Source organism: Streptomyces boetiae (assembly GCF_031845405.1).
GTDB classification, from domain to species: Bacteria; Actinomycetota; Actinomycetes; order Streptomycetales; family Streptomycetaceae; genus Streptomyces; species Streptomyces boetiae.
The window spans coordinates 16,567-28,878 of sequence record NZ_JAVREN010000061.1; the positions used below are offsets into that span (position 1 = coordinate 16,567).

Annotated in this window: 9 protein-coding genes; 5 read left to right on the top strand and 4 right to left on the bottom strand. The window is 75.9% G+C overall.

The genetic code is table 11. From position 1 onward, the window contains the following. Positions 1-109: 109 nt before the first annotated feature. From RM780_RS25265 to RM780_RS25275, 3 genes are read left to right on the top strand one after another with little or no spacing between them, the layout of a single operon-like run. Entirely contained in the window at positions 110-616 is a 507-nt protein-coding gene (locus RM780_RS25265; protein WP_311633208.1) for a cysteine dioxygenase, read from the top strand. A gap of 12 nt (positions 617-628) precedes the next feature. Beyond that, positions 629-1,591, top strand: coding sequence for a 2-phospho-L-lactate transferase (gene cofD / locus RM780_RS25270; protein WP_311633209.1), 963 nt, complete (start codon positions 629-631; stop codon positions 1,589-1,591). Further along, complete coding sequence (locus RM780_RS25275) at positions 1,588-2,937, top strand: coenzyme F420-0:L-glutamate ligase (protein WP_311633210.1); 1,350 nt, start codon at positions 1,588-1,590, stop codon at positions 2,935-2,937. The genes cofD and RM780_RS25275 overlap by 4 nt, the downstream gene beginning before the upstream one ends. A gap of 416 nt (positions 2,938-3,353) precedes the next feature. Here RM780_RS25275 and RM780_RS25280 read toward each other — a convergent pair whose 3' ends face one another. After that, a complete protein-coding gene (locus RM780_RS25280; RefSeq protein WP_311633211.1) occupies positions 3,354-4,511 on the bottom strand; it encodes an LCP family protein in 1,158 nt (385 codons plus the stop codon). 93 nt (positions 4,512-4,604) lie between these two features. On the opposite strand from RM780_RS25280, the gene RM780_RS25285 reads away from it, so the two are divergent. Beyond that, positions 4,605-5,627, top strand: a complete 1,023-nt coding sequence (locus RM780_RS25285; protein ID WP_311633212.1) for a glycosyltransferase family 2 protein — start codon at positions 4,605-4,607, stop codon at positions 5,625-5,627. A gap of 69 nt (positions 5,628-5,696) precedes the next feature. Here the strand turns inward: RM780_RS25285 and RM780_RS25290 are convergent, their stop codons facing one another. From RM780_RS25290 to RM780_RS25300, 3 genes are all read right to left on the bottom strand, one after another. Beyond that, complete coding sequence (locus RM780_RS25290) at positions 5,697-7,400, bottom strand: LCP family protein (RefSeq protein ID WP_311633213.1); 1,704 nt, start codon at positions 7,398-7,400, stop codon at positions 5,697-5,699. Between the two features lie 98 nt (positions 7,401-7,498). Next, complete coding sequence (locus tag RM780_RS25295; RefSeq protein ID WP_311633214.1) at positions 7,499-8,905, bottom strand: LCP family protein; 1,407 nt, start codon at positions 8,903-8,905, stop codon at positions 7,499-7,501. 940 nt (positions 8,906-9,845) lie between these two features. Then, entirely contained in the window at positions 9,846-10,604 is a 759-nt protein-coding gene (locus RM780_RS25300; protein WP_311633215.1) for a TIGR03089 family protein, read from the bottom strand. A 106-nt stretch (positions 10,605-10,710) separates the two neighbouring features. Here RM780_RS25300 and RM780_RS25305 point away from each other — a divergent pair, with 106 nt between their 5' ends. Next, positions 10,711-12,066, top strand: coding sequence for a peptidoglycan recognition protein family protein (locus RM780_RS25305; RefSeq protein WP_311633216.1), 1,356 nt, complete (start codon positions 10,711-10,713; stop codon positions 12,064-12,066). The last annotated feature ends 246 nt before the right edge of the window (positions 12,067-12,312 follow it).

The following is a 12,312-nucleotide window of genomic DNA, read 5'->3' on the forward strand; positions in this document are numbered from 1 at the left end:
GGAAGTGGTGAAAGAATGACGCCGGGCGTACGCCCGGTTGACCACCGGACCGCGCGGCCCCGCCAGGACTTCCGTCCGGGCGTTCCCCCGACGGCACCACCCCCACTTCATGGACAACGACAACGAAATCGCCGGGGATCCCTCGCAGATCCCGCACCTGCTGCCGCCCGTCCCCGAGCACCCCTCGACCGTCGCGGAGTTCGCCGCGCTGGCCGGGTCCCTGGCGGGCGACCGGGAGTGCTGGGCTCCCCTGGTGCGGTACGACGCGGCCAGCCGCTGGTACCACCGGCTGCGCACGGGCCCGGGCTACGAGGTGTGGCTGCTGAGCTGGGTGCCGGGACAGGGCAGTGGACGGCACGACCACGGGCCCTCGCACGGCCTGTACACGGTGCTGGCCGGCGCGCTGACCGAGGACACGGCCGGCCGGGGCACCCGCGTTCTGACGCCCGGTTCGATGCGGTTCTGCCCGCCGGGCCATGTCCACGAGGTGGTCAACGCCGCGCTGGAGCCCGCCGTCAGCCTGCACGTCTACTTCCCCGGCCTGACCGAGATGCGGATGCACCCGCGCTCCCAGGCGCAGGCGCGGCCCGTGACCGGCGGTGTCCTCGCCTGCTGACAGACTGGCCGCATGCAACGCATCGTGGCTCTCTCCGGCGGCATCGGCGGCGCCCGCTTCCTGCGCGGACTGCGGCGCGCCGCCCCGGACGCGGACATCACGGTCATCGGCAACACCGGTGACGACATCCACCTGTTCGGGTTGAAGGTCTGCCCCGACCTCGACACGGTGATGTACACGCTGGGCGGCGGCATCCACGAGGAGCAGGGCTGGGGCCGCGCGGAGGAGACGTTCACGGTCAAGGAGGAGCTGGCCGCGTACGGCGTCGGTCCCGCGTGGTTCGGCCTGGGCGACCGGGACTTCGCCACGCACATCGTCCGCACCCAGATGATCGGGGCCGGGTATCCGCTCAGCGCGGTCACGGAGGCGCTGTGCCGCCGCTGGGAGCCGGGCGTGCGGCTGCTGCCGATGTCCGACGACCGGGTCGAGACGCACGTGCTGATCGAGGACGGCGAGGGGCGGCGGGCCGTCCACTTCCAGGAGTACTGGGTGCGGCTGCGCGCCGCCGTGCCCGCGCACGCGGTGATCCCGGTCGGCGCGGAGAGCGCCCGCCCGGCCCCCGGCGTGCTGGAGGCGCTGGCCGGGGCCGACGTGATCCTGCTGCCGCCCTCCAACCCCGTGGTCAGCGTCGGCACCATCCTCGCCGTGCCCGGCATCAGGGAGGCCATCGCCGGCTCCCCGGCGCCCGTGGTGGGCCTGTCCCCCATCGTGGGGAACGCCCCGGTGCGCGGGATGGCCGACAAGGTGCTGGCCGCCGTCGGCGTGGAGGCGACGGCCGCGGCCGTCGCCCTGCACTACGGCCCGGACCTGCTGGACGGCTGGCTGGTCGACACGGTGGACGCCGAGGCGGTCAAGGCCGTGGAGGCGGAGGGCATCCGCTGCCGTTCCGTCCCGCTGCTGATGACCGACCCGGAGGCCGCCGCCGCGATGGCCCGCGAGGCGCTGGCCCTGGCGGCGGAAGCGACCGCCGCGTGAGCGCCGCCGACCCGGCCGCGCCGCCGCCTTCGTTCCGCGTCTGGGCACTGCCCGGCATCCCCGAGGTCCGCGAGGGCGACGACCTGGCGAAGCTGATCGCCGGGGCCGCCGCCGGGCCCGGGCTGCCGGGCCTGGCCGACGGCGACGTGGTGGTCGTCACCTCCAAGGTCGTCAGCAAGGCCGAGGGCCGCCTGCGGCACGCCGAGGACCGCGAGGCCGCCGTCGACGCCGAGACCGCGCGCGTCGTCGCCCGGCGCGGCGCCGCGCGGATCGTCCAGTCCCGCCTCGGCTTCGTGATGGCCGCCGCGGGCGTGGACGCCTCCAACACCCCCGCCGGGACGGTGCTGTTGCTGCCCGAGGACCCCGACGCCTCGGCGGAGCGCATCCGGCGCGGGCTGCGCGCCCTGCTCGGCGTGGAGGCCGGCGTGATCGTCACCGACACCTTCGGCCGCCCCTGGCGGGAGGGCCAGACGGACGTGGCGATCGGAGCCGCCGGGGTACGGGTCCTTGACGACCACCGCGGCACGATCGACCCCCACGGGAACGCCCTGGGCGTCAGCGTCACCGCCCTCGCCGACGAGCTGGCGGGCGCGGCCGAGCTGGTGAAGGGCAAGACGGACGGCCTCCCGGTGGCCGTCGTCCGCGGCCTGGCCCACCGGGCAGCGCCCGACCCGGCCGCCGCGCGCCCGCCCGCCGCCCGGGACCTGATCCGGGACGCGGCACAGGACATGTTCCGCCTGGGCACCTCCGAGGCGGTGCGCGAGGCGGTCACGCTGCGGCGCACGGTGCGGGAGTTCACCGACGCGCCGGTGGACCCGGGCGCGGTGCGGCGTGCGGTCACGGCCGCGCTGACCGCGCCCGCGCCGCACCACACCGTGCCCTGGCGCTTCGTGCTGCTGGAGTCCGAGGAGGCCAGGCGGCGGCTGCTGGACGCGATGCGCGAGGCGTGGATCGCGGACCTGCGGCGGGACGGGCTGGGCGAGGAGGCCATCGCCCGCCGGGTGCGGCGCGGGGACGTCCTGCGGCGCGCCCCCTACCTGGTGGTGCCCTGCCTGGTCGCGGAGGGCGCGCACGCCTACCCCGACGCGCGGCGGGCCGGGGCCGAGCGGGAGATGTTCGTCGTCGCGGCGGGCGCCGCGGTGCAGAACCTGCTCGTCGCGCTGGCCGGCGAGGGCCTGGGCTCGGCGTGGGTCTCCTCCACGATGTTCTGCCGCGAGGTGGTCCGCGCCGAGCTGGACCTCCCCCCGGCGTGGGACCCCATGGGCACGGTCGCCGTGGGCCGCCCGGCGGCTTCCCCGCGCCCCCGCCCGGCGCGCGACGCGGGGGCGTTCATCGAGGTCCGCTGACCGCGAACCGCTTGCCGCGGGGCGTCGCCCCGCCGGGCCGGCCGGGCCGCTCCGCGCGTGCGCGCGGCGCGGCCCCGCGTGCGACCCGCTCCGCGCACGCCCCCTCGCCCCGGCACCCCGGGGAATGGCGGCCACGGCCGCCCCCGGTCGCGCAGTGGGCCTCCGGCCGGCACGGCATCAGCACAGGCCGGACTCCCCGGGCGCCGCCGGGTGAGGACTTCGCCGGCCTGGCGCAGCCCGGACCTGTGAGCCCTGGGCCGAAGCGCCTCCCGGACCGCGGAGCGAAAGCGCCTCCGGACACCGGGGCGGACGCCCCCTCGGGCGTCACGCGGCGGCACCTCCGATCCGCCTGCGCGCGGACGCCCCGAGCGTCCCGCCGCGCCCCTTCCGGGCGCACGCCCCGGCCCGGGGCGGCGTCAGCCGCAGGTCGAAGGCTCCTCCTGGTCCGGGTGGGCAGCCCCCCGTTCCGCGGGGCGGGCGTCGTCGGGGGCGGGCGGCGCGTCCTCGGCCGGCGGCGAGCGGTCCTCGCGGAGGGCGGCGAAGAGGCGGTCGGCGGCCTTCTCGTCCCAGACGACCGTGGAGCCGAGGCCGGGGACCGAGCGGCCGGGGTCCGCGATGGGGACCGAGGTGAAGTCGACCGCCGAGGCGCCGAATCCGCCGAAGAGGCGGGCCAGTTCGACCAGTTGCTCGGGCCCGAGCCCGGGGTCGGCACGCAGCGAGTCGAGCACGGCGCCCACCGTGCGCGTCAGCCGCGCCGGGTCCAGCAGCACGCCCCCCGCGACGGCCTGCCGCAGAAGGGCCGTCAGGAAGCGCTGCTGACGCTCCATCCGCCCCAGGTCCCCCGTCCCGTCCGTGTGCCGGGCCCGGACGTAGGCCAGGGCGGCGGCGCCGTCCAGCCGCGTCGTGCCGGCGCGGAGGTCCAGCCCGGCCTGCGGGTCCCGCAGCGGCTCGGGGGTGCACACCTCCACGCCGCCCAGCTCGTCCACCGCACGCAGGAAGCCGGCGAAGCTCAGCTCCAGGTAGTGGTCGATCCGCAGCCCGGTCAGCCCCTCGACCGTGCTCACCATCAGGGACGGCCCGCCGTGCGAGAGCGCGGCGTTGAGCTTGTCCGGGTGGGCCTCGTGGCGCTCGCCGGTGGAGGCGAAGGTGTGCGTGGGCAGGGTGGCGTAGGAGTCGCGGGGCAGGCCGACGACCGTGGCCCGGTCGCCGCGCTCGGAGACGTGCAGCACGAGGACCGCGTCCGCGCAGTTGCAGGAGGCGTCGCCGACGTGCAGCCGGCCGCGCTCGGCCGCCGACAGGCCCTCGCGGCTGTCGGTGCCCACCAGCAGGACGTTGAGGCCGCCGCCGTCGCCGGGCCGTTCGGCGTCCCGCAGGCTCCCGAAGGGGTCCACGCGGTGCACGCCGCGGTCGGCCGAGGTGACCACCGCGTGGCCGATGCCGCCGGCGGCCAGCACCAGGGAGGCGAGCCCGGCGGCCAGGCGCACCCCCCACCGGGGTCTGCGCCGGCGCTCCGGGCGGTTGGGGTGACGGCTGCGGTGACGGCCGGGGCGGCCTGCCCCCTGCGTCGCGGCCATGACTTCCACCTCCCGCCGTCACCGTATGGCAATACGATCAACGGCCTTGGGGTGGCGCGCGCCGGGGTCCCCCGATCGCGGTAACGTGAGCCGGTGACCAGCAATCCGACGACCCCGGCCGTGTCCGTGATCATGCCGGTGCTGAACGAGGAACGGCATCTGCGCGACGCGGTACGGCACATCCTGGAGCAGGACTACCCCGGGGAGATCGAGGTCGTGATCGCCCTCGGCCCCTCCACCGACCGGACCGACGCGATCGCCGGGCAGTTGACGGCCGAGGACGCGCGGGTGCGCTGCGTGCCGAACCCCACCGGCCGCACCCCGGCCGGGCTGAACGCCGCGATCGCCGCCTCCCGCCACCCCGTGGTGGTCCGGGTGGACGGGCACGGGATGCTCTCGCCCGGCTACATCGCCACGGCCGTGCGGCTGCTGCACGAGACGGGCGCGGCCAACGTCGGCGGCATCATGCACGCGGAGGGCGAGAACGCCTGGGAGCGGGCCGTCGCGGCGGCGATGACCTCCCGGATCGGTGTGGGGAACGCGGCGTTCCACACCGGCGGCGAGGCGGGCGAGGCCGAGACGGTCTATCTGGGGGTCTTCCGGCGCGAGGTGCTGGAGCAACAGGGCGGCTACAACGAGGAGTTCATCCGCGCCCAGGACTGGGAGCTGAACTTCCGCATCCGGCGGGCGGGCGGCCTGATCTGGTTCTCGCCCGAGCTGCTGGTCTCCTACCGGCCCCGGCGCAACGTCCGCGAGCTGGCCAAGCAGTACCGCAACTACGGCCGTTGGCGGCACGTCGTGGCGCGCTACCACGCGGGGTCGATCAACCCGCGCTACCTGGCGCCGCCCGCCGCGCTGCTGGCGATCGCCGCGGGCACGGCCGTGGGCGTGCTGCTCACGCCGTGGGGCCTGACCGTTCCGGCCGGGTACCTGGCGGCGATCACGCTGGGCTCGCTGCCCGCGGGCAAGGGCCTGCCGGTCTCGGCCCGGCTGCGCATCCCGCTGGCGCTGGCGACGATGCACCTCTCCTGGGGCTGGGGCTTCCTGACCAGCCCCCGCAAGCTGGCCCGCCGCGTCATCGCCTCCCGCCGCGAGCCGGTCACCACCCCCCGGTAGACCCCTTCCGGGGGCGGCGGGACCGGCTTCCGACGCCAGGCGTTCAACGTCCGCGGCGCGGGCGGCCGTTCACCACGTGTAGGCCGGGTTGACCTCCATACAGTCGTCGTTGGCCCGGCCGGAGACCATGTCCTCGGGGACCGGGGGCGGGTCGTCCTCGCCGCCCGTCCCGGGGTCGGCGGACTCGCCGCCGCCCGCGGCGGCGTCCTCCGGGTAGGCCAGGCCCTCCCGCCAGTCCGCGCCGATGATCAGCGTGATCTGCGAGACCTGCGGCGAGACGCGCAGCGCCCCCTCGGGGACGCCCAGGGCCTCGGCCACCGCGCGGGCGTTGGCCTGGTCGGCCGCCTCCGGGTAGAGCACCGTGGTCTCGGCCGAGGAGGAGAAGGTGGTGGCGTCCGTGGAGGCCAGGGCGAAGCCGAGGCGGCGCAGCTCCTCGGTGAGGGCGGTGGCGCGGCCGTTGACCGGGAGGAGGACGTCGGTGCCGGTGCCGTTGCGGACGGAGACCGAGATCTCGGCGGCCGGGTCGGGCTCGGCGGCCGGCTCCTCGGTGGGCTCCTCGCTCTCCGAGGCGGCCGGGGGCTCGGCGTCCGGGTCGTCCAGCGGGATGTCGTCGCGGACGAGGGAGAAGATCTCCTCGGAGCGCTCCGGGTCGGGTACCAGGGTGATCTCGGGGTTGTCCGGGTCGGGCAGCGAGGGCATCGTCACCATGTTGACGCGCTCGTTCGGCACGGAGCGCAGGTCGGTGCCCAGGTCGTAGAGGTCCTGGACGGAGCCCAGGGCGTTGTCCACGGTCAGCGCGTTCGTCGCGGCCTCGGCGAGGTCCATCAGGCGGCCGGGGTTGGTCAGCGAGGTGCCGGCCTGGAGCTGCTCGACCATGTTGCTGAGGTAGATCTGCTGGGCGCGGGTGCGGGGCACGTCGCCGCCGTACTCGAAGGCGTGCCGGGTGCGCAGCCAGGCCAGGGCCTGCTCGCCCTCGACCACGGTGGTCCCGGCCTCCAGGCGCAGGTGCGAGTCGGGGTCGTCGACGTTGGCCGTGACGCAGACGGGCACGCCGCCCACCGCGTCGGCCATGTCCACCACGCCCGCGAAGTCGATCATCATGAAGTGGTCGATGGGGATGCCGGTCAGCAGCTCCCAGGTCGCGACCACGCAGCCGGGCCCGCCGTGGCCGAGGGCGGCGTTGATCCGCTCCTTCTGAAGCTCCGGGTAGACCTCGCCGGTGTCCGGGTCGGTGCACTCGGGGATGGTGACCATGGTGTCGCGGGGGACGCTGATCACCGAGATGTTGCTGCGGTCGGCGGAGGCGTGCAGCAGCATCTGCACGTCGGCGCGCTGGCCGCCCTCGCTGCCGCCGCCCAGGGACTGGTTCTCCTCGCCGGTGCGGGAGTCGGAGCCCAGCAGCAGGATGTTCAGCGGGACCTGGCCGGCCGCGTTGGGCTGGGAGCGCTCAAGCTGGTTGTCGCTGAGGTTGAGCGGCTCCTTGTCGATGTTGCTGTTCAGGTACCAGATGTAGAGGAAGCCGGCGGCGGCCACCCCGACGATGAGCAACGCCAGGCCGCCCGAGGCCCACACCAGGGTGCGGCGCCACCGGGGCTTGGGCTTCTTGCGGCTGCGCCGGGCACGGCGGGCGGCGGCCCGCCCCGGACGTTCATCCGGGCCGCTCGTGCCGGTGGGGCGCGGCCCCGGCGGGGGAACGCGCGGGACGCCCCGGCCGTCCGTGCCGCCTCCCGGCGGCGGGGCAGCGCTGTGCGCGGAGTCGCCTCCGGCGGGCACGCCCGGTCCCCCGTCGTCCCCTCCGCGTATACCGGTCCTCCGCACGAGAACCCCCCGATCTTCGCGTTGGCTCATCGCCGCCCGGACGGGCGGTCTCGCTACGACGCGCAGACTTCGTCGTCCGCCGTCATGCTGGGCACGTCCGCCGGGCGCTCGGCGGGAACCTCGATCGGCTCACCGGCGCCCCGGAAGTCGTTGCCGAGGACGAGCCTCATGGGCTCGTCGCCGGCGTCGGCGGACTGCTCCTGAAGGGCCGCGTCCGGCAGCCCCATCATCTCAGCCAGCCGCGCCGCCTGGTCGGCCTGGTCAGGACCGTACTCCAGGGCGGTGGTCTCGGTGGGGCTCGGCGCGTTCCCCGCGTTGGTGGCCAGCAGCACGCCCTGCTCGTTCTGGAGCCAGGCCAGAGTCTCCTGGGCCGCCCCGATGACGTCCCCGCCGTTGTAGACGTCGACGCGGACCTCCTCCGGCGGGGCCATCGGCTGCTGCTCCGCCTCCCGGTCCGCCTCCTGTCCGCCGCGTCCGTCCTCCTCGGCCGTCATGGAGATGTCCTCCTGCAGCATCCGGAAGATCGGCTCGGCCCGGGCCTCGTCCAGCACGACGGTGGCCCGCGCGCCCTCGGGCTCGGCGGGGTTGTCCACGACGGGGAGCGTGACGAAGCTCATGTCGGACATGGGGACATCACCGACGTCGCGGGCCAGGTCGTACAGCCGCCGGATGCTGCCTATCTCGGTGTCCACGGTGAGCGAGTTCGTCGCGGTCTCGGCCAGGTCCCACATGCGGCCGGGGTTGGTCAGGATGCCGCCCTGGGTGATCTGCCGGGCCATGGAGGCGACGAACTGCTGCTGGAGCTGGATGCGGCTGAGGTCGCTGCCGGTGCCCACGGCACTGCGGGTGCGGACGAACGACAGCGCCTCCTCGCCCTCCAGCACGTGGTCGCCCGCGGGGAGGTTGAGGCCGGACTTGCGGTCGTTGATCGGCTCCTCCAGGCAGACCGGGACGCCGCCGATGGCCGTGGAGATGTCCTTCACGGCGTTGAAGTCCGCCATGATGAAGTGGTTGATCTCCACGCCGGTCAGCTCCTGGACCGTGCGCCACACGCAGCCGGGGTCGCGCCCGCTGGCGCCCATGCTCTGATTGAAGCGGACCTGCTGCGAGCCGGGGATCGTCTGCCGGCCGCCGTCCTCGGTGCGCACCTCGCAGTCCGGGATGTCGGTGATCAGGTCCCGGGGGATGCTCAGCGCGGTGGCGTTGGTCCGGTCCTCGGAGAAGTGCATGAGGATCGTGGTGTCCGCGCCCTCGCTGGCCTCGCCGCCGTACGCCTCGTTGCCGCCGCCGGTGCGGGTGTCGGTGCCGATGAAGAGGATGTTGACCGGCTCGTCGGACTGGAAAGGGTTGTCGAAGCCGGTGTCGACCCGGTCGAGGTTGCCGTTGAGGCGGTTGTAGACGTACCAGGCGCCGGCGCAGCCGACGACCATCAGCATCGCCAGGGCGCCGCCGGTCCACATCAGGACGCGACGGGTGCGGCTGCGCTTCTGCCTGGCCTTGCGGCGACCGCGGCCCGGGGCGGCGCGGCGGTCGCGCTGGCCGGGAACGCCCTTCTCGCGCGGCCCGCGCGCGGGGGCCTTCTCGCCCGGGGAAGCGGCGGGGCGGTCGCCGGGCGGCCTCGCGCCGGGCTTGCCGCCGGGGGCGGCGCCGGAGGTGCCACCCGGCCTGCCGCCGGGGGCCGGTGCGGACGGAGAGCGACGCTGGGGCGGCGCAGTGTAACGCGGGTCCCGCGCGGAGGACGACGGGCCCGGGCGTCTGTCGCGCCCGCCGCCCCCGGCCTGCCGGGGACCGGGGAGCCGGAGTTCGTACGTACCGGTCTCCGGGTTGAACACCCACTGATCCGCGGGGTCGATGCCGCCCCCGCCTCCGCGTCCCTGCGCTTCCACGTACTCGTGCGCCCTCCGTGTGCCTTCCGAGGATCAGACGGCACACACTAGCCGCCAGGTTCCGCGGGCCGCGATTACGGTGACGGATTCCACCCGTTCAAGGGGCGGTAATGCTCCGGCTACTTCCCCATTTTTGGGGGTTTTATCGCCTTGCTCTTTACCCGCTCATGGTTTTCGGCGGGGTTTTGTTCGCCGGTGCGCGCCCGGCGGAGCCGCCTCGGGGCGGGGCTGGGGCGGGGCCCGCGGGCTCAGGTCTGGAGCCAGCCGGAGGCGGCGGCGGAGAGCACGGCGGCGGCGAGGGCTGGGGCATGGAGCGGGGGCCTGCGGGGGGGGCGGCTCCGGGCGGACCCCGCGGTCCCGGCGGGGCAGGGTGGGGGCGCGTGGCCCGCGGGGGCGGGCCGCTGGGGGGCGAACTGACGCGGCACCCTCATGGCGCCCGCCCCGCCCGCCTCCGGCCCGCCGCGCTCGCGCTCATACCGGCATCCTGAACGGCCGCGGCGGGCGCGGCCAGCCGTCAGTCCGCGAAGTGGGTGACGCGCTCACTCTCCCGGCGCGCGGCCAGCGCCGCCGGGTCCAGGCCCGCGGCGTTGCGGCACAGCACCACCGAGGCGCCGGCCGCCAGCGGGGCGAAGAGGCCGGCGGAGAGCCCCGCCCAATCCCCGTATCCCGCAAGGGACATGAGGCGGCAGCCGGGGCCCAGACCGCGCGCGGCGGCGTCGGCGCGGGCCCGTTCCACCACCTCGGCGCCGGTCAGCCGCTCGCCGCCGACCGCGAGGGCGGGGTCGCCCGGGCCGGGCGGGTCGTAGGCGGCGAAGGTGTCGGGCTGGCCGGGCACGGTGGCCGCGTAGTCCGTGAACCCCTCGGGGACCTGAGGGAAACGCCCGCCCAGGGGCCGCAGCGCCAGCGCGACCCGCTCCCCGCGGCAGGCCCCGGCGGCGGCCAGCGCCTCCTCCTCCGGGCCGCTGACCGCCAGGTCCGCGGCGGCCGGGTCGCCGCCGACCTCGGCCACCACTCCCGTGGCGGCGCAGGCCAGCAGCCACACGGCCGTCTGCCAGTGGGCAGGCAGCAGCAGGGCCAGGCGCTCGCCGCGCTGGACGGCCAGCTCGTCCTGGAGGAGGTTGGCCGTCTTGGCGACCCAGTTGGCCAGGGTGGCGGCGGACAGCTCGACGCGCTCGCCCGTGGCGTCGTCGTAGAACGTCAGCAGCGGGCGGGTCGCGTCACTGGCCAGCACGGAGCGCAGCAGGTCGGCGGGGGTGCGGTCGGCGATGTTCACCCGCGTCAGCGTACGCCCCGCCGGCCGGGGGACCGTCAGCCGTGCGGGCGCCGCCACACGCCGCCCGAATGGACAGCTTTATCACGCTATGTTCAAGATCGTTGCTATGCGTTCACTTCATGCCTCGCGCGCGGCCCGGCCGGGCCGCGCGCCCCGCGCCCCGCGCTCCCTCCGTCCCTCCCGCGTCTCCCGACTTCCCCGCTCCTCCCGTCCCCGCCGGGCCCTGCTCGCCTCCGCGATCGGCGTCGCCCTGGCCGTTCCCCTGGTGCTGCCGCAGGCCGCCGCGGCCGGGCCCGCCGCCCTGCCGCACGGCGGCGCCGCGCCCGAGGCGGCGGCGCGCACCGGGGGCGTGCAGTCCCTGGCCCTGCGCCCGCTGGAGACCGACACCCGCGGGGGCGGGGAGACCGCGGCCCCGCTCGGCGCGCAGGGGCTGCCCTCCACCGACACCGAGCCGTTCTCCCTGGTCGGCGTCGTGTGGACCGACCCGGCGGCCGAGCTGCACGGCACCGTGGAGGTGCGCACCCGGCAGGCCGGGACCACGACCTGGTCCGATTGGCAGAGCCTCGACGCCCAGGCCACGCACGCCCCCGACCCCGGCTCCTCCGAGACGGGCGGCACCGCGCTGCGCGGCGGGACCGCGCCACTGTGGGTCGGCCCCTCGGACGGGGTGCAGGCCCGCGTGGTCCCCGAGGAGGGCGATCAGGCCGCGCCGCTGCCCGAGGGCCTGAGCCTGGAGCTGGTCGACCCCGGCGAGGCCCCCGCGCAGGAGGCGGCCGAGGACGACGACGGCGACGAGGGCGACGGCAGCGGGGAGGAGGGGGAGGCCGAGCAACGGTCGGGCGCGGCGCAGGCGGGGGAGTTCGAGGGGCCGCGCCCGCCCATCGTGATCCGCTCGGGCTGGGGGGCGGACGAGGGCCTGCGGGAAAGTGGCTTCGTCTACACGGACACCGTGAAAACGGTCTTCGTGCACCACACCGCCGGCAGCAACAACTACTCCTGTTCCGAAGCCCCTTCGCTGATCCGGTCCATTTATCGCTATCACGTCGAGAGCCAGGGCTGGCGCGATGTCGGCTACAACTTCTTTGTCGACAAGTGCGGAACGATTTACGAGGGCCGGGCCGGGGGCGTGGCCGAGCCCGTCCAGGGCGCGCACACCCTCGGGTTCAACCACAACAGCTCCGGCGTCGCGGTCCTGGGCACGCACTCCAGCACCGCGCCCAGCTCCGACGTGCGCGACGCGCTGTCCCTGCTGACCGCCTGGAAGCTCGGCCTGCACGACGGCAACCCCTCGGGCACCCGCAACCGCACCTCCAGCGGCGGCTCGTACGCCTCGGGCACGACGATCCGCCTCAACAACATCTCCGGCCACCGGGACGGCTACGCCACGGACTGCCCGGGGGACCAGCTCTACGGCCTCCTGCCGGCGGTCCGGAAGCGGGCCTCGGAGCTGCAGGGGCGGTGAACGGCCGGGGCCGGCGTCGAACGGCCGGGCGGGCGTTCCGCGTTCAGGCGGGCGTTCGCGGTCGGGGCGGCTCAACGGCCGGGCGGGCGTTGGTCGCCGGGCGCGCGCTCGGCGGCCGGGCGGGGGCCGGGCGGGGGGGGCGCGCGGCGGGGGCCGGGCGGCGGCCGGGCGGGGGCCGGGCGGGGGCCGGGCGGGGGGGCTCGCGGCGGGGACAGTCGCCTGACGCGTCTTGCCCGCCGAGCGACG

Excerpts from the sequence above, each read along its gene's own strand:
- RM780_RS25265 (WP_311633208.1), top strand. The coding sequence starts at position 110 with ATGGACAACGACAACGAAATCGCCGGGGATCCCTCGCAGATCCCGCAC.
- RM780_RS25295 (WP_311633214.1), bottom strand. The coding sequence starts at position 8,905 with ATGTGGACCGGCGGCGCCCTGGCGATGCTGATGGTCGTCGGCTGCGCC.
- RM780_RS25305 (WP_311633216.1), top strand. The coding sequence starts at position 10,711 with ATGCGTTCACTTCATGCCTCGCGCGCGGCCCGGCCGGGCCGCGCGCCC.
- cofD (WP_311633209.1), top strand. The coding sequence starts at position 629 with ATGCAACGCATCGTGGCTCTCTCCGGCGGCATCGGCGGCGCCCGCTTC.
- RM780_RS25280 (WP_311633211.1), bottom strand. The coding sequence starts at position 4,511 with ATGGCCGCGACGCAGGGGGCAGGCCGCCCCGGCCGTCACCGCAGCCGT.